The 25,173-nt window shown below is 60.6% G+C and carries 25 protein-coding genes; 9 read left to right on the top strand and 16 right to left on the bottom strand.

Going from position 1 to position 25,173, the window contains the following annotated elements:
- Positions 1-268: 268 nt before the first annotated feature.
- Positions 269-460, top strand: a complete 192-nt coding sequence (locus tag AB4O08_RS09445; protein WP_021493201.1) for a Flp family type IVb pilin — start codon at positions 269-271, stop codon at positions 458-460.
- Between the two features lie 58 nt (positions 461-518).
- Positions 519-923: a response regulator gene (locus tag AB4O08_RS09440; protein WP_010213443.1), complete on the top strand. Its 405-nt coding sequence runs from the start codon at positions 519-521 to the stop codon at positions 921-923.
- A 28-nt stretch (positions 924-951) separates the two neighbouring features.
- Here AB4O08_RS09440 and AB4O08_RS09435 read toward each other — a convergent pair whose 3' ends face one another.
- From AB4O08_RS09435 to AB4O08_RS09420, 4 genes are all read right to left on the bottom strand, one after another.
- The gene (locus AB4O08_RS09435) at positions 952-2,634 is read right to left on the bottom strand and encodes a ShlB/FhaC/HecB family hemolysin secretion/activation protein (RefSeq protein ID WP_010213441.1); all 1,683 of its coding nucleotides are present in this window, start codon (positions 2,632-2,634) and stop codon (positions 952-954) included.
- Between the two features lie 172 nt (positions 2,635-2,806).
- The gene (locus tag AB4O08_RS09430; RefSeq protein ID WP_029529253.1) at positions 2,807-4,450 is read right to left on the bottom strand and encodes a collagen-like triple helix repeat-containing protein; all 1,644 of its coding nucleotides are present in this window, start codon (positions 4,448-4,450) and stop codon (positions 2,807-2,809) included.
- 301 nt (positions 4,451-4,751) lie between these two features.
- Positions 4,752-5,600 (bottom strand): MaoC family dehydratase, encoded by an 849-nt coding sequence (locus AB4O08_RS09425; RefSeq protein WP_176332244.1) that lies wholly within the window; start codon positions 5,598-5,600, stop codon positions 4,752-4,754.
- Positions 5,601-5,602: 2 nt separating this feature from the next.
- Positions 5,603-6,946, bottom strand: a complete 1,344-nt coding sequence (locus AB4O08_RS09420; protein WP_460114827.1) for a 3-oxoacyl-ACP reductase — start codon at positions 6,944-6,946, stop codon at positions 5,603-5,605.
- 114 nt (positions 6,947-7,060) lie between these two features.
- On the opposite strand from AB4O08_RS09420, the gene AB4O08_RS09415 reads away from it, so the two are divergent.
- Positions 7,061-8,338, top strand: coding sequence for an acetyl-CoA C-acetyltransferase (locus AB4O08_RS09415; RefSeq protein WP_460114826.1), 1,278 nt, complete (start codon positions 7,061-7,063; stop codon positions 8,336-8,338).
- Positions 8,339-8,462: 124 nt separating this feature from the next.
- Complete coding sequence (locus AB4O08_RS09410; RefSeq protein ID WP_010213433.1) at positions 8,463-9,359, top strand: PA4780 family RIO1-like protein kinase; 897 nt, start codon at positions 8,463-8,465, stop codon at positions 9,357-9,359.
- Positions 9,360-9,504: 145 nt separating this feature from the next.
- On the opposite strand, the gene cueR is transcribed toward AB4O08_RS09410, so the two are convergent.
- The 3 genes from cueR to AB4O08_RS09395 all read right to left on the bottom strand — a co-directional run bounded on the left by cueR (position 9,505) and on the right by AB4O08_RS09395 (position 12,551).
- On the bottom strand, positions 9,505-9,906 hold the full coding sequence (gene cueR / locus AB4O08_RS09405; RefSeq protein ID WP_010213432.1) for a Cu(I)-responsive transcriptional regulator: 402 nt from the start codon (positions 9,904-9,906) through the stop codon (positions 9,505-9,507).
- Complete coding sequence (locus AB4O08_RS09400; protein WP_069672784.1) at positions 9,903-12,104, bottom strand: heavy metal translocating P-type ATPase; 2,202 nt, start codon at positions 12,102-12,104, stop codon at positions 9,903-9,905. Before AB4O08_RS09400 ends, cueR begins: the two co-directional genes overlap by 4 nt.
- A 66-nt stretch (positions 12,105-12,170) precedes the next feature.
- Positions 12,171-12,551, bottom strand: a complete 381-nt coding sequence (locus AB4O08_RS09395; protein ID WP_010213428.1) for a hypothetical protein — start codon at positions 12,549-12,551, stop codon at positions 12,171-12,173.
- Positions 12,552-12,698: 147 nt separating this feature from the next.
- Between AB4O08_RS09395 and AB4O08_RS09390 the strand changes: the two genes are divergently transcribed.
- Together AB4O08_RS09390 and AB4O08_RS09385 are read left to right on the top strand one after the other, a co-directional pair.
- Complete coding sequence (locus AB4O08_RS09390) at positions 12,699-12,896, top strand: heavy-metal-associated domain-containing protein (RefSeq protein ID WP_010213427.1); 198 nt, start codon at positions 12,699-12,701, stop codon at positions 12,894-12,896.
- An 85-nt stretch (positions 12,897-12,981) separates the two neighbouring features.
- On the top strand, positions 12,982-14,175 hold the full coding sequence (locus AB4O08_RS09385) for a multidrug effflux MFS transporter (protein WP_010213426.1): 1,194 nt from the start codon (positions 12,982-12,984) through the stop codon (positions 14,173-14,175).
- An 8-nt stretch (positions 14,176-14,183) separates the two neighbouring features.
- Here the strand turns inward: AB4O08_RS09385 and AB4O08_RS09380 are convergent, their stop codons facing one another.
- The 3 genes from AB4O08_RS09380 to AB4O08_RS09370 form a co-directional block, all read right to left on the bottom strand.
- Positions 14,184-14,366, bottom strand: a complete 183-nt coding sequence (locus AB4O08_RS09380) for a hypothetical protein (RefSeq protein ID WP_010213424.1) — start codon at positions 14,364-14,366, stop codon at positions 14,184-14,186.
- Between the two features lie 146 nt (positions 14,367-14,512).
- Positions 14,513-15,526 carry a zinc-binding alcohol dehydrogenase family protein gene (locus AB4O08_RS09375; protein ID WP_044286585.1) on the bottom strand — a complete coding sequence of 338 codons (1,014 nt, stop codon included), beginning with the start codon at positions 15,524-15,526 and terminating at the stop codon, positions 14,513-14,515.
- A gap of 144 nt (positions 15,527-15,670) precedes the next feature.
- Positions 15,671-15,964, bottom strand: coding sequence for a putative quinol monooxygenase (locus tag AB4O08_RS09370; protein WP_010213420.1), 294 nt, complete (start codon positions 15,962-15,964; stop codon positions 15,671-15,673).
- A gap of 118 nt (positions 15,965-16,082) precedes the next feature.
- On the opposite strand from AB4O08_RS09370, the gene AB4O08_RS09365 reads away from it, so the two are divergent.
- Both AB4O08_RS09365 and AB4O08_RS09360 read left to right on the top strand, forming a co-directional pair.
- Positions 16,083-17,009 carry a LysR family transcriptional regulator gene (locus AB4O08_RS09365; RefSeq protein ID WP_106119104.1) on the top strand — a complete coding sequence of 309 codons (927 nt, stop codon included), beginning with the start codon at positions 16,083-16,085 and terminating at the stop codon, positions 17,007-17,009.
- Between the two features lie 137 nt (positions 17,010-17,146).
- Positions 17,147-17,836 carry an ArsR/SmtB family transcription factor gene (locus tag AB4O08_RS09360; protein WP_044286588.1) on the top strand — a complete coding sequence of 230 codons (690 nt, stop codon included), beginning with the start codon at positions 17,147-17,149 and terminating at the stop codon, positions 17,834-17,836.
- A 24-nt stretch (positions 17,837-17,860) separates the two neighbouring features.
- Here AB4O08_RS09360 and AB4O08_RS09355 read toward each other — a convergent pair whose 3' ends face one another.
- A complete protein-coding gene (locus AB4O08_RS09355; protein ID WP_021493192.1) occupies positions 17,861-18,814 on the bottom strand; it encodes an adenosine deaminase in 954 nt (317 codons plus the stop codon).
- A gap of 194 nt (positions 18,815-19,008) precedes the next feature.
- On the opposite strand from AB4O08_RS09355, the gene AB4O08_RS09350 reads away from it, so the two are divergent.
- A complete protein-coding gene (locus AB4O08_RS09350) occupies positions 19,009-20,100 on the top strand; it encodes a calcium:cation antiporter (RefSeq protein WP_010213414.1) in 1,092 nt (363 codons plus the stop codon).
- On the opposite strand, the gene AB4O08_RS09345 is transcribed toward AB4O08_RS09350, so the two are convergent.
- The 5 genes from AB4O08_RS09345 to AB4O08_RS09325 form a co-directional block, all read right to left on the bottom strand.
- Entirely contained in the window at positions 20,101-21,456 is a 1,356-nt protein-coding gene (locus AB4O08_RS09345; protein ID WP_042570906.1) for an 8-oxoguanine deaminase, read from the bottom strand.
- 184 nt (positions 21,457-21,640) lie between these two features.
- Positions 21,641-22,327: an SDR family oxidoreductase gene (locus AB4O08_RS09340; RefSeq protein ID WP_010213411.1), complete on the bottom strand. Its 687-nt coding sequence runs from the start codon at positions 22,325-22,327 to the stop codon at positions 21,641-21,643.
- A gap of 35 nt (positions 22,328-22,362) precedes the next feature.
- Positions 22,363-22,944 (bottom strand): IMPACT family protein, encoded by a 582-nt coding sequence (locus AB4O08_RS09335; protein WP_010213410.1) that lies wholly within the window; start codon positions 22,942-22,944, stop codon positions 22,363-22,365.
- Between the two features lie 12 nt (positions 22,945-22,956).
- Entirely contained in the window at positions 22,957-23,616 is a 660-nt protein-coding gene (locus AB4O08_RS09330; protein ID WP_010213409.1) for a TetR/AcrR family transcriptional regulator, read from the bottom strand.
- Positions 23,617-23,703: 87 nt separating this feature from the next.
- Entirely contained in the window at positions 23,704-25,098 is a 1,395-nt protein-coding gene (locus AB4O08_RS09325) for a uracil-xanthine permease family protein (protein WP_010213408.1), read from the bottom strand.
- Positions 25,099-25,173 lie beyond the last annotated feature (75 nt).

The following is a 25,173-nucleotide window of genomic DNA, read 5'->3' as shown; positions in this document are numbered from 1 at the left end:
TGGCTGTAATGAACATCTAACGATTTGGCTATTTGAAGGTAGCTCAGCTAGGACAAAATGCCATTAACCCGGAAAAAAATTATCTGAACTGTAAGCGCAGCCGTTTAAAGGCCGGGGTGATTGCGTCAACTTTGCGACTAATACTTTGTGATTAATCCGTTCTTACAGTTGTGAGCCCGAGGTTTGTTGACAATGCTCTAATGGCACGCCGCGATCATCTGGTAGTAGAGCCGTTCCGGCTTTTAATGGCGTTTTAGGGAGAAGTCTCATGTTCCTTGAGCTGATGTTGAAGATGTATGTCCAGACCCAACTCTTTTTTCAACGTAAAGATGGCGCGTCGGGTATTGAGTACGCGATTATCGTGGCAATGGTTGCACTGGTGATCGTGGGGGCCGGTACAGGGCTTGGAACTAAGATCAAGTCTATCTTCGATAGCGTCGCGACTAAAATGACGACGTGAACGCCCCTTTGTACATGTGGAAACCGCCTATCAAAGTTCTTTCTGTTCAGGTACAGCCATGAGCGCCTCTTCGCCTAACCGCCAACAAATTCTTTTGGTGGACGACGAAGAGGACGCCCTGATCGAACTTGCCGAGTCCCTTGAAAATGAGGGGTTTGTCTGTTTCACCGCCACCTCCGTCACCTTCGCCCTGCAAGAATTGACACTCCACCCCGATATTGCCCTGGTCATCACCGACCTGCGTATGCCCGAAGAAAGCGGCATCTCCTTGATCAAACGCCTGCGTGAGCACACCTCACGTTCTCACCTGCCAGTGATTGTGATGTCCGGTCATGCCGAGATGGATGACGTGAGCGATATGCTGCGCTTGCAGGTGCTGGACTTGTTTCGCAAGCCGATCTACCTGGTGCGGTTGATTGATACGCTGAACAACCTGTTTCCCCTGCCGAAATCCAGGCTGTAGGCGCCAGGCCGGCGCCTACAGAGCGGGATCAGAGCTGATAACTGAAGCTCAACGTGTACCGTGGCCGCCGGTTGAAGCTGTCCAGCGCGATATCCGACATCGGCTTGGCCGCTTCCAGGGCGATGTTGTAGTACTTGTTGTCCCCGAAGCGCAGCCCTACGGCAGCCGATGACATATCGTTGCTCTTGACTGGCAGATCGTTGAACCAGCTCTTGGCGCGGTCGAACACGACATAGGGCTGCAGAATCCTCACCCAGTCGCCGGCGCGGTTGTAGCTGTAGTTGAACTCATAAGCCACCCCCCAACCCTTGTCACCGGAGCCTTGATCGTCAGGGTAGCCACGACCGAAGTTCTGCCCGCCGAACGTGGCGCGTTCGCTGTCGGGCAGGGTGTCATTGCTCCAGTAAAACGCGCCCGACAGTACGCCTTGCCAGTTATCGAAGAACTTGTCGCTTTGTACGCCGGACAGGCGCAGGCGGAAAAAGTCCAGGTCGGGCTTGAGCCCTTCAAAATCACTGTGGGTCCTGGCGCCCAGGCCATTTATTCCCTGATACAGGCCGGCGCTGAGGATACGCAGTTGGCGAGTGTCGGATTTGCGCCAGTCACCTTCGAACGCCAGGGCACGCAGGTTGGTTTCGATGTCGAAACGTTGGGGGTAACCCACGAGTTTGTAGCGTGTGGTCTGGTCCACTGCGTAGAGCCGCGTACCGAGGGTCAGCGACTCAGTCGGTGAGGCTACCAGCGGGTGGCTGAGGCCGATGGAGTAGCGATCGATGGACTGGTGCGGCTTGAGCTCGAAGCCGCCGTCCAGTTGCAGGTTGGCGTTGGGGTCGGCGCGGTAGCGTTCGGCGGCGAGCGCCAACTGGGTGCCTTCGGCATTGATGAACTGGCTGTAGCCCACGCGGTAGTAGTGCTCTTTATCTTCGCCAGGTGGGAACAGCCCGCTGATATTGAGCTGCTCGCCCATTGAGGTTTGGGAGTTGCTTGTGCCAGTGAGCAAGGCCTGCAGGCCACCGCGGTTGTCATCGGTCATGCTCATGCTGCTGGTGAAGGGCTTGCGGCTGGCGGTGATCTGCATGCGTGTGCCACCGTCGGTAGTGCCTGGCGGCGGTACTTGCGCTTGCAGGGTGACACCGGGGATACGGCCCATGAGCGTGGTGTAGCGCTCGAAGGTTTTGCGAGTCAGTGGGCGTTCGGCCAGGAGTTTATTGGCCAGTTTGTCGACGTAAGCCGAGACCGAGCCGATATCGCCACTTTGCTGGTAGTCCTTGATATAGCCTTCCACCAGCACCACGCGCACCAGGCCATTTTCGAAGTCTTGCTGGGGCAGGAATGCGTAGGACAACAGATAACCGTCTTGCTGGTAACGACGTGTAATGCCACGGGTGGCTTCGATCAGTTGCGCCAGGTTGGTCTCATGGCCAATCAACGGTTCGTAGGCCTTGGCGGTCTCGGCGAGCGGGTAGACGGTGCCACCCTCGATCTGCAGCTTGCGAATCGTGACCTTGGTGTCCATCAACAGCGGCTGGCCCTGAGTGGGCGGAGCTTCGGGCACCTGGGTTTGCGGCGTGACCGGTCGATAGGCGTCGGCGGGAAGGTTGGGCACTGGCAAGTTGCGAATGGTGTCGTTGCTGTTGAGGAAGTTGGGAAGGGTCTCGGCCTGTGCGTAGGCACTGAGGGTAAGCACTAACATCGGCGTCAACACGCGCATAGGACACTCCATGGTCAACTGCAGCAGCGTTTCGGGCCCGCCGGGTTCTGGGACTCGGTTCGGGAGGGCATGATTCCAGCCCCATAAAAAAGACGAGAGACTTATTGGGGTCTCTCGTCTCAACCAAGCGTAGGCGCTGTAGGGGAGGCCGTCTAATCGGCCAGGTGCAATTCTATTTTTTGCCGGTCAGGCCGTTCAGTAAGCCGCCCAGCCCACTGCCGGTGTTGGTGTTTGCACTGCCACCCGCCGAGGCGTTGGCGCCTACGTTCAGGCCGCCAAGCAGGCCTCCACTGGTGCCGGTGCCGCCTGTGACCAACCCACCGACCGAGCCTACGGTGCTGCCCACCGCACTGACGGTGCCTCCGAGGGCATTGGTGATCGGGTTGGCGTTGGCGGCTGTCAGGTTGGCACCGATACCGCTGACGGCGCCGCCCACTTGTGTCACCAGACCGTTGACCGGCGCGCCGATGCCCGTGGTGGTTCCGATATTTTGCGTCAGGCTGGCGACGCCGGAGGTCACTGGGTTGAGGGCCGCACCGACCTGAGTGGCCAAGCCGGCAACGGGCGATGTGGCTGCCGTGTTGCTGATGCCATTGCCACCGATGACCGTGCCCAGGGAGGCAACAGTGCCGCCGAGGGCGCCACCGGTTACACCGGCGGCACTGACAGTGCCATTAGTGTTGCCGACATTCAGACCGTTACCGACGTTGGCGATCAGGCCGCCCACCAACTCGGGCAGGCCGGATTTCGCGCCGCCGCCCGCTGGGGCAACATAGCCGCCGGATTTGTCGAGCACGCCACCGACGCCGGTCAATGCGCCACCTACGATGTTGGTAACCGGATTGCCGGTGCCGCCCGCGCTGGCGACCTGGCCACCCAGGCCGGTCACCGTCGAGCCGACCTTATCCAGCAGGCCATTGACCGGGTTGCCAAGGCCGGTGGCCTTGCCGAGGTTGCCGGTGGTGTTTTCCACCAGCGAGACCACGGGCACCAACACTTTGCCGCCGACCGTGTTAGTGAGAGAACCCAGCGGTCCGGTGGTGCTGGCGGTGCTCAATGTATCGCCCAGCATGGTGACGGTCTGACCTACCTTGTCGACCAGGCCGCCGGCAGCACCGCCGACACCGCCGGTCAAGCCGCCCACCACTGGAATACCGCCCAGTGTGGTCGACAGGGATTTGCCGGTGGTCGAAAGGCCGTCACCCAGGTCGGCAACGCCGTTACCGACGCCCGCCACGGTGATGCCGAGGGAGTTGCTGTTGGTGCCCAGGGAGCCCAGGCCGGCAGTCACGCCGGTACCAATGCTGGTGACGGCGTCGCCGGTAGCGGTGACGAGACCGCCAGCGGTGGTGCCGACGATGGGAACGTTGTTCAAGGTGTCGCCAAGGTCGCCAACCGCAGCACCCACATTACCGACAGTACCGCCCAGAGTGCCGACAATCTGGCCAGTCACCAGGGGAGTGGTTGTCGAGCCTGTGCCACCGCCTGTGCCGCCACCGGTGCCACCGCCTGTGCCGCCACCAGTACCTCCGCCAGTACCGCCACCGGTGCCGCCACCAGTGCCACCGCCGGTACCGCCACCAGTGCCTCCGCCAGTACCACCATCTGTGCCACCGCCAGTACCGCCACCAGTGCCACCACCGGTTCCACCATCACCGCCACCGGTGCCACCACCCGTTCCCGCACCCGCATCCGGTGAGGACGATGCCACGCTGGATTTATGCCCACCACCACCGCTGCTGCAGCCGCCGAGTGCCAGTGCTACTGCCAGGGCCAGCGCGGTACTTGCTTTCCAAAACACTACTTGAGTTTTCATGATTGAGTTCCTTGCACCTGTACAACCTTGGTTGTCTTCAAACACTCACTGCTTCTCGAGGTCGTGATGTGTTTGTCCGTGTGGCTATAACAGCCCCGGCGGTGCCTTCTCTCAATGCTCTACTTGGTATTAACGATTTATATACCGCAGCAGTGTATCGGCTAAGCGACTAATACCAAGGGCGTAAGGGGAGGATGTATCAAGATGTTTATTTATTAAAAAACAATAAGTTAAATAAAAAAGCGGACTTAAAAAAGTCCGCTAGTACTTAGGGTGTATATATACAATTAATCAGTTTATTTCAGGCGATCGGTTGCCAGTTGCCAACCATATGTTCAATACCGCCCGCGCCTTTTAACCACAACTCGCCGCTGGACCCGGCGGCGCTGGCCAATAACGTTACTTCTCCGGGCAGGCGCACGGGTTTTTTGAACTCAACGCTGATCTCGATATTGGCGGCGGGCAAGTGTTCGCCAAGGGCGGCGAGGGTGTGCGCCTTGTTCCACAGCCCGTGGGCGATGGCTTGGGGAAAACCGAACAGCTTGGCGGTCAAGGCGCTGAGGTGGATGGGGTTGTAGTCGCCGGAGACCCGGGCATAACGGCGGCCAATATCGGCGGGGGCCTTCCAGCGGGTCAGTTCGCTGACCTGAGTGGGGGCGGGCTGGGCGTCATCCTCGGGTTCACCTTGCAGTTTTACGCCTCGGCACAACATGCGGCTTTCGGCTTCCCATAGCAGGCCGAGTGAGTCCTCGACGGTGGTGATCAGATCAAAGGTCGCGCCCTTGGGGTGGGGCTTGAGGTTCTGCGTGTGGACACCGACGGACAATTCGCTCACCCCACCCAGCGGGCGATGAATGCGGATGCGGTTACTCAGGTGAATCAACCCCAGCAGTGGGAACGGAAAGTCTTTGTCCGTCAGCAACTGCATCTGCAATCCGAACGCCATGATATGGGGATACGTCGCCGGCAAGACCGGGCTGTCGGAAAAACCGCAGACCTTGCGATACACCGCCACGTGCTTGGGATTCATGCTCACCCGACAGCGCAATCCCTGTTCGGGCAACGTGCTGCCGGTGATCTTGCGTTTGAGCGCCGCGCGCCAATACAGCGGCGGCAGAAAGGGAGTAGTGCCTAGCGTCTTCCATTGCATGCTTATGCTCCAAAGAGGCTTTGCCCACACACCCGCAACGCTTGCCCGCTGACCGCTCCGGAACCTGGTTGGCCCAGCCAGGCCACGGCCTCTGCGACGTCTTGCGGCAGGCCGCCCTGGCCCAACGAACTCATGCGCCGCCCGGCCTCACGCAACGCGAAGGGGATATGCGCGGTCATCTGGGTTTCGATAAAACCGGGGGCCACGGCGTTGATACTGATACCGCGTTCCTTGAGCAACGGTGCCCACGCTTGTGCGAGGCCGATCAACCCGGCCTTGCTCGCGGCGTAATTGGTCTGCCCACGGTTGCCGGCGATGCCGCTGATCGACGCCAGCAACACCACGCGGGCGTTGTCATGCAGGGTGCCGCTGTCGAGCAGCGCCTTGGTCAGCACCTGTGGCGCATTGAGGTTGACCGCCAGCACCGCGTCCCAGTATTCCGGCGTCATGTTGGCCAAGGTTTTGTCACGGGTGATCCCGGCGTTGTGCACCAGAATGTCGAGGCCATCGGGCAACTGTTCGATCAATTGGCTGGGGGCGTCTTCAGCACAGATATCCAGCGCGACGGTGCGTGCACCCAGGCGCGCGGCCAGGGCTTCGAGGTCGGCCTTGGCCTGGGGCACGTCGAGCAGGATCACTTCGGCACCGTCGCGGGCCAGCGTTTCAGCGATGGACGCGCCAATGCCTCGGGCGGCGCCGGTGACCAGTGCCTTGCGCCCGGCCAGTGGCCGCGTCCAATCCTCAACCGGAGTGGCGCACGCTTGCAGGCGAATCACTTGGCCGGAGATATACGCACTTTTCGGCGAGAGAAAAAAGCGCAGCGCGCCTTCCAGTTGGTCTTCGGCACCGTCGCCGACGTAGAGCAATTGCAACACGCCGCCATTGCGCAGTTCCTTGGCCAGCGAGCGGCTGAAACCTTCAAGAGCGCGCTGGGCGCTAGCGGCAAACGGGTCGCTGAGGGTTTCCGGCGCGCGACCGAGGATCACCAGATGGGCGCTGTTATCGAGATTTTTCAGCAGCGGCTGGAAGAACTCGCGCAGTTGTTTAAGTTGGTCTGTGTGTTGCAAATGGCTGGCGTCGAACACCACGGCTTTCAGCTTGGGGCCGTGGCCGGGAATCCACGTCGACGTCTCGCTGCCGTACGTGTAAATGGCGTCGGTGAGTCTGTTGGCAAATGCCTGCACATTGCTCACCAGCGCACCGCCGCCCAGTAGCAGCGCTCCTTCCACCGGACGCAGGCGCCCGGCTTGCCAGCGTTCCAGGCGTACCGGTGACGGCAGGCCAATGGCGGCGACCAGGCGATGGCCGAGGCTTGAGTTGGCGAAGTCGATATAACGGTCAGACATGGAACGCTCTCCGAAGGCTGGGGTTCAAAGGGTTGACCACCCCAGGGTGGCAGTCGTTCGATTGAGCCTAGGCTAGGCTTGGTGATTCCACCCACAACCATCAGGGAGCTTTCCATGACTCAATTGCGCCGTGTAGCGATCATTGGCGGTAATCGCATTCCTTTCGCCCGCTCCAACGGCCCCTATGCCACGGCGAGCAACCAGGCGATGCTGACAGCTGCCCTGGAAGGCCTGATCGAACGCTACAACCTGCACGGCCTGCGCATGGGCGAGGTGGCTGCCGGCGCGGTGCTCAAGCATTCCCGTGACTTCAACCTGACCCGCGAATGCGTGCTCGGCTCGCGCCTGTCGCCGCAGACCCCGGCCTACGACATTCAACAGGCGTGTGGCACGGGGCTGGAAGCGGCGTTGCTGGTGGCCAATAAAATCGCCCTGGGCCAGATCGAGTGCGGGATTGCGGGTGGAGTGGACACCACCTCCGACGCACCCATCGGTGTGAATGAAGGCCTGCGCAAGATCCTGCTGCAAGCCAACCGCAGCAAATCCATGGCAGCCAAATTAAAAGTCCTGTTACAACTTCGTCCCCAGCATCTGAAGCCGGAGCTGCCGCGCAACGGCGAACCCCGCACCGGCTTGTCCATGGGCCAGCACTGTGAATTGATGGCACAGACCTGGCAGATTCCCCGTGCCGAGCAGGACCAACTGGCGCTGGAAAGCCACCAGAAAATGGCCGCCGCCTACGCCGAAGGCTGGCACAACGATTTGCTCACCCCGTTTCTGGGCCTGACCCGCGACAACAACCTGCGGCCCGACCTGACCCTGGAAAAACTCGCCGCCCTCAAGCCTGCCTTCGAACGCAGCGACAAGGGCACGCTCACTGCCGGCAACTCCACGCCGCTCACCGATGGCGCCTCGCTGGTACTGCTGGGCAGTGAGGCCTGGGCCCAGGAGCGTGGTTTGCCGATCCTGGCGTATCTGCGCGATGGCGAAGCGGCGGCAGTCGACTTCGTCAACGGCGCCGAAGGCTTGCTGATGGCGCCGGTGTACGCGGTACCGCGCTTACTGGCGAGGAATGGTCTGACGCTGCAGGACTTCGATTACTACGAAATCCACGAAGCGTTCGCTGCCCAAGTGTTGTGCACGCTCAAGGCCTGGGAAGATGCGGACTATTGCAAGACGCGTCTGGGACTTGACGCGCCCCTGGGCGCCATCGACCGTAGTCGACTCAATGTGAAAGGCAGCTCCCTGGCCGCCGGGCACCCATTTGCCGCCACAGGTGGACGTATCGTCGCCAATCTGGCCAAGTTGCTCGACGCGGCAGGCAAGGGCCGAGGGCTGATTTCCATCTGTGCAGCGGGCGGGCAAGGGGTGACGGCGATCATTGAGCGCTGAAACTGGCATATTGGATGCATTCTTAAGTGATCAACGGTCGGTAGCCCCTCCCACCGGCGAGCTGATTGCCGTATAACGAGTGCCATACGCGTATTTGGTAATAAAGGACCCACAATAAAAGCTGATGAAGACTCCTAAACGCATTGAACCCCTGATCGAAGACGGTCTGGTCGACGAAGTGCTGCGCCCACTCATGAGTGGTAAAGAAGCAGCTGTTTATGTGGTGCGCTGCGGCAACGAATTGCGTTGCGCCAAGGTTTACAAGGAGGCGAACAAACGAAGTTTTCGTCAAGCGTCCGAATACCAGGAGGGCCGTAAGGTCCGTAACAGCCGGCAGGCCCGGGCCATGGCCAAGGGGTCCAAGTTCGGCAAGAAAGAAACCGAAGATGCCTGGCAGAACGCCGAAGTCGCGGCGTTGTTCCGCCTGGCCGGTGCGGGCGTTCGCGTGCCCCAGCCGTTCGACTTCCTCGAAGGCGTATTGCTGATGGAATTGGTGGCCGACGAGTACGGCGATGCGGCACCGCGTCTGAACGACGTGGTACTGGAGCCGGACCAGGCGCGCGAATACCACGCCTTCCTGATTTCCCAGATCGTGCTGATGCTGTGTACCGGTCTGGTGCACGGTGACCTGTCCGAGTTCAACGTGCTGCTCACGCCAACCGGTCCGGTGATTATCGACCTGCCCCAGGCGGTAGATGCTGCGGGTAATAACCACGCTTTCAGCATGCTGGAACGGGATGTGGGCAACATGGCTTCCTACTTCGGGCGCTTTGCTCCGGAGTTGAAGAAGACCAAGTACGCCAAGGAAATGTGGGCGCTGTACGAAGCCGGGACCCTGCACCCGGCCAGTGTATTGACCGGCGAGTTCGATGAGCCTGAAGAGCTGGCGGATGTCGGCGGTGTGATTCGTGAAATCGAAGCGGCGCGGCTGGATGAAGAGCGTCGCCAGGCGATTCGGGCGGAGGATGATGCGCCGCAGAGCAAGAAGGCGGAAGAACCGCCACCGCCTTGGATGCAATGATCTTTGGGTAGTTGAAGCGCAAAAATGCGGGAGCGGGCGTGCTCGCGAAAGCGGAGTGTCAGTCGATACGTGTGCTGACTGATCCACCGCTTTCGCGAGCACGCCCGCTCCCACATTGGGTTCGCCGGTATTCAGATAGATTCCATCAGGCGCAGCAGCTACCGGACGCCAACTCCTTGAGAATCGGACAATCCGGCCGATGATCGCCCTGGCAGTGCTCCACCAGGTCCTGCAAAGTGTCGCGCAGTTGCCCCAGTTCCAGAATCTTCTGGTTCAGCTCCTCGATATGCTGGCGTGCCAAGGCCTTCACATCGGCGCTGGCCCGTTGCCGGTCCTGCCACAGGGTCAGCAGCTTGCCCACCTCTTCCAATGAAAACCCCAGATCCCGCGAGCGCTTGATAAACGCCAGGGTGTGCAAGTCATCCTGGCCGTACACGCGGTAGCCACTGTCGGTGCGATGGGCGGCTTTGAGCAGGCCGATGGATTCGTAGTAACGAATCATCTTGGCACTCAACCCACTCTGGCGTGCGGCTTGGCCGATGTTCATGGGCGTTGATCCTCCAGGTGCTCCGGTTTCCAAGTCTTCAACAGTAACGCATTGCTCACCACGCTGACGCTGGACAAGGCCATCGCCGCGCCGGCCAGCACCGGGTTGAGCAGGCCGAACGCCGCCAGGGGGATGCCGATCAGGTTATACACAAAGGCCCAGAACAGGTTTTGGCGGATCTTTGCGTAGGTCTTGCGGCTGATCTCCAGCGCGGCCGGCACCAGGCGCGGATCGCCGCGCATCAGGGTGATACCGGCGGCGTGCATGGCCACGTCGGTGCCGCCGCCCATGGCGATGCCGATGTCGGCAGCGGCCAGGGCCGGGGCATCGTTGATGCCGTCACCGACCATGGCCACCACGCCGGTCTTTTTCAGCTCCGTGACAGTGGCGGCTTTGTCGGCGGGCAATACTTCGGCGTGCACGTCTTCGATACCCAACGCCTCGCCCACCACGCGGGCACTGCCGCGATTGTCACCGGTAAGCAGGTGGCTGCTGATGCGCTGGGCCTTGAGTTGCTGCACCGCTTCCAGCGCACCGGGTTTGAGGGTATCGCCAAACGCGAACAGCCCAAGCACTCGGGGTTGTGCGCCTTGCTCGATCAGCCAGGACAAGGTGCGGCCTTCTGCCTCCCAAGCCTTGGCGGAGTCGGCCAGATTGCCTGCGCTCAAGCCGCTTTCTTCCAGCAGGCGACGATTGCCCAAGGCCAATTGCCGGCCATCCAGCGTGCCGGCAATGCCGCGCCCGGTCAGGGATTGGCTGGCCGTCACGTCGGCCACTGCCAGACCTTGTTCGTTGCAGGCATCCAACACGGCCTTTGCCAACGGGTGTTCGCTGCCGCGTTGCAACGCCCCGGCCTGTTGCAGCAACAAGGCCTCGTTGCCATCCACTGCCGTCAGGTGGGCGATCTTCGGCGCGCCGGAGGTGAGGGTGCCGGTCTTGTCGAAGACCACGGCGCTCACTTCATGGGCGCGTTCCAGGGCTTCGGCGTCTTTGATCAGGATGCCGTGGCGCGCGGCAACGCCTGTACCGGCCATGATCGCGGTGGGTGTAGCAAGGCCCAGGGCGCAAGGGCAGGCGATCACCAGCACGGCGACGGCATTGATGATCGCGGTCTCGAGGGGCGCGCCATACAGCCACCAGCCCGCCAATGTCACCAATGCCAGCACCAACACGGCTGGGACGAACACCTGGCTGACTTTATCCACCAGTTTCTGGATCGGGGCCTTGGCGGCCTGGGCGTCTTCAACCAGGCGGATGATCCGCGCCAACACGCTCTCAGCGCCGAGGGCCAGGGTGCGTACCAGCAGGCGGCCTTCGCCATTGATGGCGCCGCCGGTGACGTTATCGCCGGGTTGTTTGGGGACGGGCAGGCTTTCGCCGCTGATCAAGGCTTCGTCCGCATGGCTTTGTCCTTCGACCACTTCACCGTCTACCGGGAAGCGTTCGCCGGGCTTTACCAGCACGAGATCATTGAGTTTCAGGGCATTGATGGCGACATCTTCTTCACGGCCTTCAATCACCCGAACCGCCCGCTCCGGACGCAGGGCTTCCAGGGCGCGGATAGCGCTGGCGGTCTGGCGCTTGGCGCGGCTCTCCAGGTATTTACCCAGCAGCACCAGGGCGATCACGACCGCGGAGGCTTCGAAGTACAGGTGCGGTGCCATGCCGGGGTGCGCGGTGAGCCATTCATAAATACTCAGGCCGTAACCGGCACTGGTGCCGATGGCCACCAGCAGGTCCATGTTGCCGGCACCGGCACGCACGGCTTTCCAGGCGGCAATATAGAAGCGTGCGCCGAAGATGAATTGCACGGGGGTTGCCAGGGCAAACTGTGCCCAGGCGGGCAGCATCCAGTGCAGGCCGAACGGCTCCACCAGCATCGGCAGCACCAGCGGCAATGCCAGCAGGATCGCCAGCAGCAGCGACCAACGCTCGCGTTGCAGGCGCTGGGCTTGATTCGCGTCGGTGGCCTTTTCGCTCTGGGGGAGGGTGGCGGTGTAGCCGGCTTTGTCGACGGCGGCGATCAGCACGCCCGGGTCCATCTGGCCGAGCACTTCAACGTGGGCGCGTTCGTTGGCCAGGTTGACGCTGACGCTTTGCACCCCCGGCACCTTGCCCAGTGCACGCTCGACCCGGCCGGCACAGCTGGCGCAGGTCATGCCGCTGATGGGCAGGTCAAAGGTGGTGGATCCATTCATGGGGCAGTCCTCCAAGAGAAGTTGCCCCTAGGATCAACCTTGACCTGTGGGGAAGGTCAAGCGCCTTTAATATTCCAATGCGGCGGGCTTGAGATACATGCCATCCGAGCCTTGGGCAATACGCAGTTTGCGTACATCCCCGGCCTTGAGCGTAATGTTCTGCGCCGGCGGCGCCAGCATCCCCGGCAGGCAGCCAGGGGATTGGCCCGGCAGCAGCTTCAGGCGCAAGGACAGGTTTCCCGCCGGCAGGTTGAACGAAGTGGCCTGTTCCTGGAACAGCCGGCCTGCCAGCTGGTCATTCAGGTACAGGCCGATTTCGCAGTTGGTCGGCACTTCCAGGCGTTCCCTGGAAATGATCAGCACCGCATAGTCTTCTGCGGCGAGGGCTTGGGGCGCAGCGGCCGACAAGCTCATCAGGCCAGCAAGGGCAAAAAACGACCAGCGCATGGCGAATGCTCCGTGGTGTGAATCAAAGATGGGTGAAGCTTGGCCTTTGAAGCGGCCAAATACCAGCCCGGCAGATGTTTTCAGAACTTGACCTTGCCATCGTGACAAGGTCGAGACTGGGTCCAACCTCATCAAAGGAGTCATGTCATGCAAGTATTCAGCGTTGAAGGAATGACCTGCGGCCATTGCGTTCGAGCGGTGACCCAGGCAGTGCAGAGCCAGGATCCGGCGGCCAGTGTGAAAGTCGACCTGGCGGCAAAGGAAGTGGGCGTCGAAAGCCGTTTGTCTGCCGAACAAGTGATCCAGGCGATCACCGAAGAGGGCTACAGCGTCAAGCTTGCCTGACGCGGATAAATAGTTAGCGAGCTATCGTGTTCAATGCGCCCAAGCGCGGCTAGACTATCGGGCTGCCGTCTCACTTGGGTGCCCGATGAACCTCCGCATAATTCTGATTCTGGGTGCCTTGAGCGCCTTCGCGCCATTGGCGATCGATTTTTACCTGCCCGGCTTTCCAGCCATGGCCAAGGCCTTCGCGACCGATGAAAAACACATCCAGCTGACCCTGGCGGTGTATTTCGGTGGGCTGGCCCTCGGTCAGTTGATCTATGGCCCACTGGCTGACCGCTTTGGCCGCCGCGGCCCGCTGCTCAGTGGTGTCACCCTGTTTACCCTTGCGTCCTTTGCCTGCGCCTTTGCGCCGTCCCTGGAATGGCTGATCGGCGCGCGTTTTGTGCAGGCCCTCGGTGGCTGCGCCGGTATGGTGATTTCCCGCGCGGTGGTCAGTGACAAATGCGATGCGGTTGGCTCGGCCAAAGTGTTTTCCCAGTTGATGCTGGTCACCGGCCTGGCGCCGATCCTCGCACCGCTGGCCGGCGGGCTGATGGTTGGGCTGTGGGGCTGGCAGTCGATTTTCCTGGCGCTGTCGATCTTCAGCGTGATGGCGGCCATCGCCGTGGCGGTCGGGCTGCCGGAAACCTTTCCGGCCCATCAGCCGCGTCAGCCGTTGTCCGGGTCGCTGCGTCGCTATGCGGCGTTGTTGTCGGACCGGGTCTACCTGGGCTATGCCCTCACCGGCGGTATCTCGATTGCCGGGATGTTTGCCTACATCGCCGGTTCACCTTTCGTCTTCATCCAGCTCTACGGCGTGCCGGCTGAGCATTACGGCTGGCTGTTCGGTTCCAATGCCGCAGGCTTTATCCTGGTGGCGCAGGTCAACGCGCGGTTGCTGTCCAAACGCGGCCCGGCGTTCCTGTTGTCGCGCAGTGTGTGGGTCTACCTGTTGGCGGCGTTGAGCTTGCTCGGTATTGCATCGTTGCGCACCGATGCGCTGTGGCCATTGCTGGTACCGCTGTTTATCTGCATTGCCAGCCTGGGCTGCATTTTGCCGAATACCTCGGCCTGTGCCATGAGTGGGCAGGGCGCACGGGCCGGTAGCGCCTCGGCGTTGCTCGGTTGCATTCAGTTTGGCGTCGCGGCGGGGGCGGCGTCGTTGGTTGGGGTTTTGCACGACGGCACGGCGATGCCGATGGCGATGGTCATCAGCTTGTGCGGTGTGTTGGCGGTGACGATTGCGATGTCAACCCAGCGCCTGCAACGTAAACGGGCGTTGCAGGCTCAGGTCTGAACAGCGGGTCAGCCAGCGGCGGAGCGTTGCTGACTGTTCGGAAAACGGTGGGGCGCCTGGATACGGGCTTGCAGGGTGTCGGCAAAGGCACGGGCTTCGGCCTCGGTGCGGAAGGTGAAAGCGTCTTGGTCGAGACGGACCTGCCATTTATTGCCTGCGGATTTTGCTAACGCTTTTATCAGGATTTTCATTGCTGACTTCCTCACGTAAAAGAATCGTGGCAAAGGCGGCCAATATAAACCCGAATACGCTCACAAATATGACAAAGGTCAACTCTCTGACTAGCGGTGTCGTCCATTACTCACATGAATAATGGACGACCCTGACAGCTAGTTGTTCAGAAGCCTTCCAGCACGATCTTGCCCTTGGCTTTGCCGCTTTCCAGCAGCGCATGGGCACGCCGCAGGTTTGCGGCATTGATCACACCGAAGTGCTCACCCACCGTGGTTTTCAGGGTGCCGGCGTCGATCAGTTCGGCCACTCGGTTGAGCAGGTTGTGCTGTTCGATCATGTCCGGGGTCTCGAACATCGAGCGCGTGTACATGAATTCCCAATGCAGCGACAGGCTCTTGCGCTTGAGCTTGCTGACGTCCAGCGTCTTGGGATCGTCAATCAGCGCCAGCTTGCCCTGGGGCTGCAGGGCTTCGACCAACTGGTCCAGGTGATGATCTGTCTGGGTCAAGCTGGCGACGTGGGTCACCTGCGGATGGCCGGCGGCTTTCAGCGCATCGCTCAGCGGTTGGCTGTGGTCGATCACCAGGTCGGCGCCGAGGGCTTTGGTCCACTCTTGTGTTTCCGGACGCGAAGCGGTGCCGATCACTTTCAACCCGGTGAGTTGGCTGGCCAGTTGAGTCAGGATCGACCCCACGCCACCGGCGGCACCGACGATCAACAGGCTCTGGCCGTTGTCCTGTTGACCTTCCTGCACTTGCAGGCGTTCGAACAGCAATTCCCAGGCGGTGATGGCGGTCAGCGGCAACGCGGCAGCTTCGGCAAAACCCAGGCTTTTCGGCATATGCCCGACGATGCGCTCATCCACGGTATGCAGTTCGCTGTTGCCGCCCGGACGCACCAGGGAACCGGCGTAAAACACGTTGTCACCCGCCTTGAACAGCGTCACGTCGCTGCCGACGGCCTTGACCACACCGGCCACGTCCCAACCCAGTACCTTGGCCGCACCCTTTTCCGGGGCGACGTTCTGGCGAACCTTGGTGTCCACCGGGTTGACCGAGATGGCTTTGACTTCCACCAACAGGTCACGCGGGCCGGCGACAGGCGCTGGCAGTTCGATGTCTTGCAGGGCATTTGGATCGTTGATCGGCAGTGAGGCGTAGTAGGCAATGGCTTTCATGATGTCTCCAGAAAACAAGGTTAACCGACTGTAGGCGCGAGCTTGCTCGCGAAACACTCAAGGGCGCCGCGTTAAACCAGACACGCTGCGTTTTCGTTGACGATTTTCGCGAGCAAGCTCGCGCCTACAGAAAAATGGTGATGATCAGGCGAGAAATTTCAGACGCTTGAGTTCGAAGTGTTCGATCACATCAGCGGCTTTAGCGCGAAAGCTCTGGATATGCGCGCTCTGGTCGTGGTCGGCCAACGCCGCGTCGTCGCTCCAGCGCTCGAGCATGTAGAACGTTTCGGGGTGTTGCAGATCCTGGTGCAGGTCGTACTGCTCGCAACCGGCTTCCAGGCGAGTGGGTTCCAACAGGCCGCGCAGCAAGGTTTCCAGGGTGGCCTGTTGGCCGGGTTTGGCGATCAGCGTGGCGATGACGTTAAAGGCAGTGGGCATATTCAACTCCAGACACGTGATGAACGGGATGCGTAGATGATTGGCTATTTCCCGCGCAGATAAAAGCGGCTAAAACAGCAGTCTGTTTCAACAAAATTTTGATAATGGACAGTAATGCATGCTGCGTTTTGATGATTTGCAGTTGTTTGTACGTGCGGCAGACCTGGGTAGCCTGTCGGCTGCGGCACGGGTGATGGACCTGTCGCCAGCGGTGGCGAGTGCGGCGCTCAAGCGTATCGAACAGCAACTGAATACGCGTTTGCTGGCACGCTCCACTCGCAGCCTGCGCCTGACCGCTGAAGGTGAAGGCTTCCTGGAATATGCCCGTGCTGCCTTGAGCTCGCTGGATGAAGGGCGACGCTTATTGGCCAGCGGGCAGGACCATGTCAGTGGTGTGCTGCAATTGTCGGCCCCGTCGGATTTCGGACGCAATCAGCTGTTGCCCTGGCTGGATGAATTCCAGCGTGACTACCCGCAACTCACGGTACGGCTATTGTTGGGCGATCGGATTGCCGATCTGTTCCGTCAGCCGGTGGATATCGCCCTGCGCTATGGTGAACCTGAAGACTCCAGCCTTATCGCGCTGCCCGTCGCCCCGGACAATGTGCGTGTGTTGTGTGCCTCTCCCGGCTATCTCGCACGTTATGGTGAGCCCCGGCATCTGGGACAACTGGCCCAGCACAATTGCCTGCTGTATATGCTCGGCAGCCGGGTCCACGATCACTGGACCTTTCACGACGGCAAGCGTGAAGTCAGCCTGACGGTTACCGGCGACCGGTTCAGTGACGATGCCGATGTGGTCCGCCGCTGGGCGGTGGCGGGTGTCGGCATTGCCTACAAGTCGTGGCTGGATGTGAGTACCGACGTGTTGGCCGGGCGCTTGCGCCTTATCCTGCCGGAGCTGCGTGGCGAGCGCTCGCCGCTCAATCTGCTGTGTGCCCATCGGGCGCAATTGAGCAAACCCGTTAACTTGTTGCGGGAAATGCTCGTGTCCCGCTGTGCGACATTGACCGCCCAATTGCCAGAGCGATCCGGTGCAACGTAACGGACTCCATCAAAGCAGGAAATTTCACTCAGATCTTGTCCCTCTCTACGCTGTCAGACGTCGTGGAACCGGCGGTTTGCGCCCCTATACTTTGGGGCCTACTTCAGCAGAAAAATAAATCGACAGGGAGTGAAAAGATGGAAGCTGCACTTTGCATCAGTCAGATCGCCAGCTTGCTCGCCGAACCCAAACGTACCGCCATGTTGTGGGCCTTGATGGATGGCTCGGCCAAATCACCCGTCGAGTTGGCGACGCTTGCCGGGTTGTCACCGACATCCGCCAACGCGCATCTGGCGCGACTGACGGCAAGTGGTGTGTTGCGAGTGGAAGCCAGGCGTGGCAAGCGTTTGTTCCGTGTTGCGGCGCCTGATGTCAGCGCCGCTATTGATGCCTTGGCCAGGACCACCGTGGCGTGCGCCGCACGCAGAGCGCCGGAGGCACTACCGCCAGCGCTGGTTGCTCCGGCGTTGTTACGCCATGCGCGGTTGTGCCATGGCCACCTCGGCGGCGAATTGGGCGCGCAGTTGTATCAGCATCTGCTGGAAGAGGGTTGGATAGAACGTCATGAGCAGCGTGCCGATGTCACGGTCAAGGGCGCGCAGCGCCTGGCAAACCTGGGGATTTTTACCCAGGCCCTGGCGTCGCCGCTGGTGTGTAATTGTTTTGACTGGAGCCAGCACCAACCTCATCTGGGCGGCGCGTTGGGCGGGGGGTTGTTGCAACTGTTTCTGCAGTCGAACTGGATCAGTGTGATCAATGAGTCCCAGGCTTTACGGGTCAACGCCGTAGGACACAGGGAAATCACCCGATTGGCCATGTCTGCGTGACATAGCCAATCGTTATTGACTCAGTTAGGGCTTTACAAGCCGCGCATCCAGGCTGTTCTGCGCCAGGCGTTTGGCCTGGTCCTGGGTCATGCCCAACGCGGTGTGCAGCGCATGGAAGTTCTCGGTCACATAACCGCCGAAGTACGCCGGGTCATCGGAGTTCACCGTGACCTTCACGCCACGTTCGAGCATGTCGAGGATGTTGTGCTGGGCCATGTCATCGAACACGCACAGCTTGGTGTTGGACAGCGGGCACACGGTCAGCGGGATCTGCTCGTCGATGATGCGCTGCATCAGGCGTTCGTCTTCGATGGCGCGAACGCCATGGTCGATACGCTGGATTTTCAGCAGGTCGATGGCCTCCCAGATGTACTCGGGCGGGCCTTCTTCGCCGGCGTGGGCCACGGTGAGGAAGCCTTCGTGGCGAGCACGATCGAACACGCGCTGGAACTTGCTCGGCGGGTGACCCATTTCCGAGCTGTCCAGGCCCACGGCCACGAACGCGTCACGGAACGGCAAGGCCTGGTCCAGGGTTTTTTCCGCTTCGGCTTCGCTGAGGTGGCGCAGGAAGCTGAGGATCAAGCCGCTGGTGATACCCAGTTGCTGCTCGCCATCTTTCAGCGCAGCGGCGATGCCGTTGAGCACCACTTCGAACGGAATGCCACGGTCGGTGTGGGTCTGTGGATCGAAGAAGGGTTCGGTGTGGATCACGTTCTGCTCTTTGCAGCGCAGCAGGTAGGCCCAGGTCAGGTCGTAGAAGTCCTGGGAGGTGCGCAGCACATCGGCGCCCTTGTAATACAGGTCGAGAAACTCTTGCAGGTTATTGAAGGCGTACGCCTTGCGCAGGGTTTCGACGTCGTTCCACGGCAGCGCAATCTTGTTGCGCTCGGCCAGGGCGAACAACAGCTCAGGCTCCAGCGAGCCTTCCAGGTGCAGGTGCAGTTCAGCCTTGGGCAGGGCGTTGAGCCAATCGTACATTTTCTAAAATCTCATCAGGTGCAATGGCGGCATTCTACAGCCCATGGCCGAAATAATCGGCAAAACCTGACCAGCAGGATCGTTTTCGTTGCATTCGCGCAAGGGCCACTTGAACTAAGGTGTAACGAAACGTTAGCGGCGTGACGCAGTCTGTACCCCATCAATGACTGATTTGCCGCACTAAAAGGCCCGGAATGCTCACATCCCTCAAGCAAGAAAAATTTATGCTGCTGGCGCTGATTGCTGCCATCGCCGCCTACCCGTTGGAGCACTGGATGCTTCACAGCGGGCAAATCACGGCGTTGCTGGCCGGCGTGGTGTTGATCGGCTTTATCGTGGTGGCGTCGATGCGCGTGGCCCACCATGCCGAGCAACTGGCGGAAAAAGTTGGTGACCCCTACGGCACCATGATCCTCACCCTCGCCGCCGTCCTGGTGGAAGTGGTGATCCTGGCGATCATGATGAGTAACGAGCCGTCGCCCACCCTGGTGCGTGACACCATTTATTCGGCGGTCATGCTCGATATCAACGGCATCCTCGGCCTGGCCGCGTTGATGGGGGGCATCAAACATGGCGAGCAGTCCTACAACGATGATTCGGCACGCACCTACAGTGTGATGATCCTTACCGCCATGGGCGTGTCGATGGTCGTTCCGGAATTCATCCCCGAGGCCGACTGGAAAATTTACTCGGCCTTCACCATTGGCGCGATGGTGGTGTTGTACACCCTGTTTCTGCGGATGCAGGTGGGGCCGCACAGTTATTTCTTCAGCTACAGCTACCCGGAAAAACGCCGCAAGAAACTGCCGGAAGAAGAGCAGGCGCCGCCGGTCAACCTGGCGTTTTCCATTGGCACTCTGGTGTTTGGGGTGATTGTGATCGGCGCACTGGCCGAGGTGATGTCCAAGACGCTGGATCTGGGGTTGGAAGGCACGGGGGCGCCGCCGGTGATTACGGCGATTGTGGTCGCGGCGATTTCAGCGGCGCCGGAGATCCTGACGGCGTTACGTGCCGCGTTGGCTAATCGCATGCAGTCGGTGGTGAATATTGCGTTGGGTGCTTCGCTGTCGACGGTGATCCTGACGGTGCCGGTGATGGAGGCGATGGCGCTCTACACCGGTCAGCCGTTCCAGATGGCAATGACCCCGGTACAGACCGTGATGGTGCTTATCACGTTGATTGTCAGTGCGATCAACCTCAACGATGGCGAAACCAACGCCATCGAAGGGATGACCCATTTTGTGCTGTTTGCGACCTTTATCATGTTGTCGCTGCTGGGGTTGTAATCAGCCGGCGATCAACTGGCGCGCGGCCTGGGTGTGATCGGCGATCAAGCCTTGCAGGTCCAATCCTTCGACCTGACCGTCGATGACGCGCCATTTGCCTGCAATCATCACCCGGTCCGCACGGTCGGCGCCGCACAACAGCAGCGCCGAGATCGGATCGTGGCTGCCGGAGAAGCGCAGCTCATCGAGCTTGAACAGCGCCAGATCGGCCTGTTTTCCGACGGCCAATTCACCGATATCCGTACGGCCCAACAACTGCGCCGACCCTTTGGTTGCCCAGCCCAATACGCCTTCCGGGGTAATCTTTTCCGCGCCGTAGCGCAGGCGCTGGATGTACAAGGCCTGGCGGGCTTCAAGGATCATGTTCGACGCATCGTTGGAGGCTGAACCGTCCACGCCCAAGCCGATAGGCGCGCCCGCAGCGAGCAGATCCAGCGTAGGGCAGATGCCGGACGCCAGACGCATGTTCGAGCTTGGGCAATGGCAGATACCGGTGCCGGCGGCGCCCAGGCGCTCGATTTCATCCGGGTTGAAGTGAATGCCATGGGCCAGCCAGGTGCGCGGGCCGAGCCAGCCGACACTGTCGAGGTAGTCCACGGTGCGCAGGCCGAAGCGCTGCAGGCAGAAGTCTTCTTCGTCGAGGGTTTCCGCCAGGTGGGTGTGCAGGCGCACATCCAGGCGGTTGGCCAGCTCGGCGCTGGCTGCCATGATTTCCGGGGTGACGGAAAAAGGTGAGCAGGGTGCCAGGGCGATCTGGATCTGCGCGCCGTCACCACGCTCATGGTATTCGTGGATCAGGCGCTGGCTGTCTTCAAGGATGACTTGGCCTTGCTGCACGGTCTGTTGCGGTGGCAGGCCACCGTCGGCTTCACCCAAACTCATGGAACCGCGAGTGAGCATGGCGCGCATGCCCAGCTCGCGCACGCTTTCTACCTGTACGTCGATGGCATTTTCCAGGCCGTCGGGGAACAGGTAGTGGTGGTCTGCTGCCGTGGTGCAGCCCGAGAGCAGCAATTCGGCCAACGCAACTTTGCTGGCGAGGCCGAGTTTTTCCGGGGTGAGCCGCGCCCAAACCGGGTACAAGGTTTTCAACCAGGGAAACAATGGCTGATTGACCACCGGCGCCCAAGCGCGAGTCAGGGTTTGATAGAAGTGGTGGTGGGTGTTGATCAGCCCCGGCAGGACCACATGCTCACGCGCATCGAACACTTGGGCGCAGGGCTGTGCGGGCTCTTGGCCTTGGGCCAGCAGTTCGGTGATCACACCGTCTTGCAGCACCAGGCCGCCACGGGCGTCGAGGCCGTTGGCAGTGAAAATCGCGAGGGGGTTTTTTAACCAGATACGGGTCGCAGGCATTGGCCGGCTCCTCTGAATGATGGGTTCAGGTTTGCCAGCTCAGTGTTGCCCTGTCTGCTGATCCAGGGTCGCCGGTGAAGGCGAGGTGCAAAGTTTACTTGTAGTCCATGTTCGGGTCTATCTGTAGGAGCACGATGCCCTTGAGACCATCGCGGGCAAGACCGCTCCTACAGCGTACGGGCATTTACCAGGCGATGGTGTCGCCTTTGTAATCGATGAAGTGATGGCCGCCTTTGCCAGTGTAGGCGTTCACCTGTTCCACCAGGCCGCGTACGCTGGTGTCGACGTCGATGTGCGCGTTTTCGCCGCCCATGTCGGTCTTCACCCAGCCCGGGTGCAATGAGAGCACGGTCAACGTGTGATCGCCCAGTTGGGTGATGAAGCTGTTGGTCATGGAATTGAGTGCCGCTTTGCTGGCTTTGTACAAGGCGAGGTCAGAGCCGTCGGGGATGGTCACACTGCCCAGTACCGAACTCATGAAGGCCAGCACGCCCGTGTCCTTGCGGATTTGCCCGACAAAGCGCTGGGCCAGGTTGATCGGTGCTACGGCGTTGGTGAAGAACAGTTGGCCGACTTCTGCCAACGTGGCGTGGCCCGGCTCCTGATTGGCGGGGCCCTTGACGCCGGCGTTGACGAACAGCAGGTCGAAGGTGCGTTCTTTCAGGCGTTGGCTCAGGGCGATCACGGCTTGTTGATCGTCCATGTCGAGCTTCTCGATCTGTACCGGGCCCACGGCTTTCAGGGCGTCGGCCTTGCTTGGATCACGCACGGTGGCGGTCACGTCCCAGCCTTGCTGGAGCAGTTGCTTGACCAGGCCAAGGCCCAGCCCACGGGAGGCGCCGATGATCAATGCGGTTTTTGGCGTAGACATGAAAAGCTTCCTTTAAGAGTCGCGGTTCAGGGTGTTCAGCGTTGTAGCAGGATACGCCCACGGCTGAGGTCGGCGAGTTGAATCTGCAGAGTGTCAATATGTGCTTCGCCCAAGGCGAGCTGCAACTCGACGCCGTTGGCGGTGAAGGTTTCTTCAACCACCAGTCCACCGAGGTCAGCAACGCGCAGCTTCACCAGGTTCAGCTCGGCGAAACCGCAAGCGCAACTCAAAGGCACGCGGCTTATCAGTTCGATGCGTTCGGCCGTCTGCAGGCATTTATTGGCGCCACCGCCGTAGGCTCGGGCCAGACCGCCGGTGCCCAACTGGATGCCGCCGTACCAGCGAATCACCAGCACCGCGACCTGATCAAAGCCCTGTGCCTCGATGGCTGCCAGTATTGGCCGGCCAGCGGTGCCGCCGGGTTCGCCGTCGTCATGGCTGCGATATTGGTCGGCGAGCTTCCAGGCCCAGCAGTTGTGTGTGGCATTCAAGTCGCTGTGCTGCTCGAAAAACGCCTGTGCGTCCTGCGGGCTGGTGATGGGAGCCGCGAGGGTAATAAAGCGGCTTTTGCGTATTTCTTCGCGAAACTCGCAAAGGCCGGTGAGCGTGAAAGGCATAAGTCGCTTCGTCTACGGGGCCGGCTTGATGCCGCACCCCTTGAGAATGATGTGAATCAGGTTAGTGCCAGCGTCTTCCATATCCTGCTTGGTCAGCTTGGTGCGACCGGTGACGCGGCAGATCTGGGTGGCGAAATCGGCGTAGTGCTGGGTGCTGCCCCACAGCAGGAAGATCAGGTGCACCGGGTCGATCGGGTCCATCTTGCCTGCGTCGATCCAGGCCTGGAACACCGCCGCACGGCCACTGAACCAGGCACGGTAATCCTGGCTGAAATACTCGGTAAGGCATTCGCCACCGCTGATGATCTCCATCGCGAAAATCCGCGAGGCCTGGGGTTGGCGCCGCGAGAACTCCATCTTGGTGCGGATGTAGCGGGTGAGGGCTACGGCAGGGTCATCCTCGGCGGTCAGGGTGTTGAAGGTGCTGTCCCACAGTTCGAGGATGTTACTGAGCACCGCAATATACAGGCCCAGCTTGTTGGTGAAGTAGTAATGCAGGTTAGCCTTGGGCAGCCCGGCGCTGGCAGCAATGGTGTTCATGCTGGTGCCTTTGTAGCCATGGCGCGCGAACTCATCTTCAGCAGCCTGGAGTATCGCTTGTTCGTTCTTTTGCCGAATGCGGCTGGCGGGCTTACCGGCGTGATTGCTGTGGGCAGGAACTTCGAGGCTCATGGAGGTTTCCGTGCTGATCGATAGAGACGACGTGTGCACAGATAACCCACCCTCAAGCCTCAGACAAGTCCTGATGCAATAAAACCGTCAAAGCGGTTCCAGTGTGTCGCTTTCCGGTGTGTGGTTTGCGGCGGTCTCGGTTGTTCCGGCTTCGGGCAATAACAGGCACAACACAATGGCGGTCAGCCCGCCGCTGGTGATGGCGGAGTCGAACAGATTCTGTACCAGCGTCGGCATGAGGTGCAGCAGGTTCGGTTGGGCGGCGATACCCAGGCCAACGCCGAACGAAGTGGCGATGATCAGCATGCTGCGCCGGTCCAGGGGCGCCTGGGCGAGGATGCGCACGCCGGCGGCGGCCACGCTGCCGAACATCACCAGGGTGGCGCCGCCCAATACCGGCTTGGGGATTTGCTGCAGCACCGCGCCAATCATTGGAAACAAGCCGAGGCAAAACAACAGCGCGCCGATATATAAGCCGACGTAACGGCTGGCTACACCGGTCAGTTGGATCACGCCGTTGTTCTGCGCGAAGGTGGTATTGGGGAAGGCGCTGAAGGTGGCGGCGATCATGCAGCTCACGCCATCGCCGAGAACGCCACCTTTAAGCCGGCTTATATAAGAGGGGCCGCTGATGGGCTGGCGGGCGATCATGCAGTTGGCGGTGAGATCGCCGACGGTTTCGATGCTACTGATCAGATAAATCAGCGCAATCGGCAGGAAAGCGCTCCAGTCGAAGTTGAAACCGAAGCGGAATGGGACCGGCAGGCTGATCAGGGGCAGGTCGGGGAGGGCTTGAGGCACGAGCTTGCCGCTGAACCAGGCTGCAAGACTGCCGAGGGCCAAGCCGATGATGATTGCCGAGAGGCGTACCCAAGGTGTGTTGCAGCGGTTGAGCAGAATGATCGTCAGTACGACGAACAGGCCCAACGCCAGATTGGTGGGGGCGCCGAAGTCGGGGGCGTTGAAACCGCCGCCGAGGTCAGTGATACCCACCTTGATCAAGCTGATGCCGATCAGGGTGATGACAATCCCGGTAACCAAAGGCGTGATGACTCGGCGCAGTTGTCCGATAAAGCGGCTCAGCACGATCTGCACCACGGCGCCGAAAAAGCACACGCCGAAGATCATCGCCATGATGTCTTCCGGACTGCCACCGCGTTGCTTCACCAGGAATCCCGCCGACAGTACCGCGCCGAGAAACGCAAAGCTGGTGCCTTGCAAACAGATCATCCCGGCACCGATGCCAAATGGCCTACGCGCCTGGATGAAGGTACCTACACCGGAAACCATCAACGCCATGCTGACCAGATAGGGCAAATGATCGGCCAGGCCCAGGGTGGAACCGATGATCAGCGGCGGGGTGATGATGCCGACAAATGCGGCGAGTACATGTTGCAGTGCGGCGAGAAAGGCAGGGGCGGGTTTCGGGCGATCGTTGAGGCCGTAGATCAGGTCGCTGGGGCTGGTGGATTCTGGTGGCATGGTGGGCAAACTCGCGTCGGACGGTTCAAGGTCCTTGTGCTTCTGCAAAAAACTGTCCAACTGCTCAGCTTTTTG

The sequence above is a fragment of the Pseudomonas sp. H3_E07 genome (assembly GCF_054668895.1).
Note: the sequence above shows the minus strand (reverse complement) of the source record. Positions and strands in the feature narration are given on the sequence as shown.

What these genes read in the sequence shown, in the direction of transcription:
- AB4O08_RS09375 (WP_044286585.1), bottom strand. Translation starts at nt 15,526, where the DNA reads ATGAAAGCCATTGCCTACTACGCCTCACTGCCGATCAACGATCCAAAT.
- AB4O08_RS09400 (WP_069672784.1), bottom strand. Translation starts at nt 12,104, where the DNA reads ATGAATGGATCCACCACCTTTGACCTGCCCATCAGCGGCATGACCTGC.
- AB4O08_RS09355 (WP_021493192.1), bottom strand. Translation starts at nt 18,814, where the DNA reads ATGTACGATTGGCTCAACGCCCTGCCCAAGGCTGAACTGCACCTGCAC.
- AB4O08_RS09360 (WP_044286588.1), top strand. Translation starts at nt 17,147, where the DNA reads ATGGAAGCTGCACTTTGCATCAGTCAGATCGCCAGCTTGCTCGCCGAA.
- AB4O08_RS09420 (WP_460114827.1), bottom strand. Translation starts at nt 6,946, where the DNA reads ATGTCTGACCGTTATATCGACTTCGCCAACTCAAGCCTCGGCCATCGC.
- AB4O08_RS09325 (WP_010213408.1), bottom strand. Translation starts at nt 25,098, where the DNA reads ATGCCACCAGAATCCACCAGCCCCAGCGACCTGATCTACGGCCTCAAC.
- cueR (WP_010213432.1), bottom strand. Translation starts at nt 9,906, where the DNA reads ATGAACATCGGCCAAGCCGCACGCCAGAGTGGGTTGAGTGCCAAGATG.
- AB4O08_RS09345 (WP_042570906.1), bottom strand. Translation starts at nt 21,456, where the DNA reads ATGCCTGCGACCCGTATCTGGTTAAAAAACCCCCTCGCGATTTTCACT.
- AB4O08_RS09390 (WP_010213427.1), top strand. Translation starts at nt 12,699, where the DNA reads ATGCAAGTATTCAGCGTTGAAGGAATGACCTGCGGCCATTGCGTTCGA.
- AB4O08_RS09395 (WP_010213428.1), bottom strand. Translation starts at nt 12,551, where the DNA reads ATGCGCTGGTCGTTTTTTGCCCTTGCTGGCCTGATGAGCTTGTCGGCC.
- AB4O08_RS09435 (WP_010213441.1), bottom strand. Translation starts at nt 2,634, where the DNA reads ATGCGCGTGTTGACGCCGATGTTAGTGCTTACCCTCAGTGCCTACGCA.
- AB4O08_RS09380 (WP_010213424.1), bottom strand. Translation starts at nt 14,366, where the DNA reads ATGAAAATCCTGATAAAAGCGTTAGCAAAATCCGCAGGCAATAAATGG.
- AB4O08_RS09385 (WP_010213426.1), top strand. Translation starts at nt 12,982, where the DNA reads ATGAACCTCCGCATAATTCTGATTCTGGGTGCCTTGAGCGCCTTCGCG.
- AB4O08_RS09445 (WP_021493201.1), top strand. Translation starts at nt 269, where the DNA reads ATGTTCCTTGAGCTGATGTTGAAGATGTATGTCCAGACCCAACTCTTT.
- AB4O08_RS09335 (WP_010213410.1), bottom strand. Translation starts at nt 22,944, where the DNA reads ATGCCTTTCACGCTCACCGGCCTTTGCGAGTTTCGCGAAGAAATACGC.
- AB4O08_RS09430 (WP_029529253.1), bottom strand. Translation starts at nt 4,450, where the DNA reads ATGAAAACTCAAGTAGTGTTTTGGAAAGCAAGTACCGCGCTGGCCCTG.
- AB4O08_RS09350 (WP_010213414.1), top strand. Translation starts at nt 19,009, where the DNA reads ATGCTCACATCCCTCAAGCAAGAAAAATTTATGCTGCTGGCGCTGATT.
- AB4O08_RS09370 (WP_010213420.1), bottom strand. Translation starts at nt 15,964, where the DNA reads ATGCCCACTGCCTTTAACGTCATCGCCACGCTGATCGCCAAACCCGGC.
- AB4O08_RS09330 (WP_010213409.1), bottom strand. Translation starts at nt 23,616, where the DNA reads ATGAGCCTCGAAGTTCCTGCCCACAGCAATCACGCCGGTAAGCCCGCC.
- AB4O08_RS09415 (WP_460114826.1), top strand. Translation starts at nt 7,061, where the DNA reads ATGACTCAATTGCGCCGTGTAGCGATCATTGGCGGTAATCGCATTCCT.
- AB4O08_RS09365 (WP_106119104.1), top strand. Translation starts at nt 16,083, where the DNA reads ATGCTGCGTTTTGATGATTTGCAGTTGTTTGTACGTGCGGCAGACCTG.
- AB4O08_RS09440 (WP_010213443.1), top strand. Translation starts at nt 519, where the DNA reads ATGAGCGCCTCTTCGCCTAACCGCCAACAAATTCTTTTGGTGGACGAC.
- AB4O08_RS09410 (WP_010213433.1), top strand. Translation starts at nt 8,463, where the DNA reads ATGAAGACTCCTAAACGCATTGAACCCCTGATCGAAGACGGTCTGGTC.
- AB4O08_RS09340 (WP_010213411.1), bottom strand. Translation starts at nt 22,327, where the DNA reads ATGTCTACGCCAAAAACCGCATTGATCATCGGCGCCTCCCGTGGGCTG.
- AB4O08_RS09425 (WP_176332244.1), bottom strand. Translation starts at nt 5,600, where the DNA reads ATGCAATGGAAGACGCTAGGCACTACTCCCTTTCTGCCGCCGCTGTAT.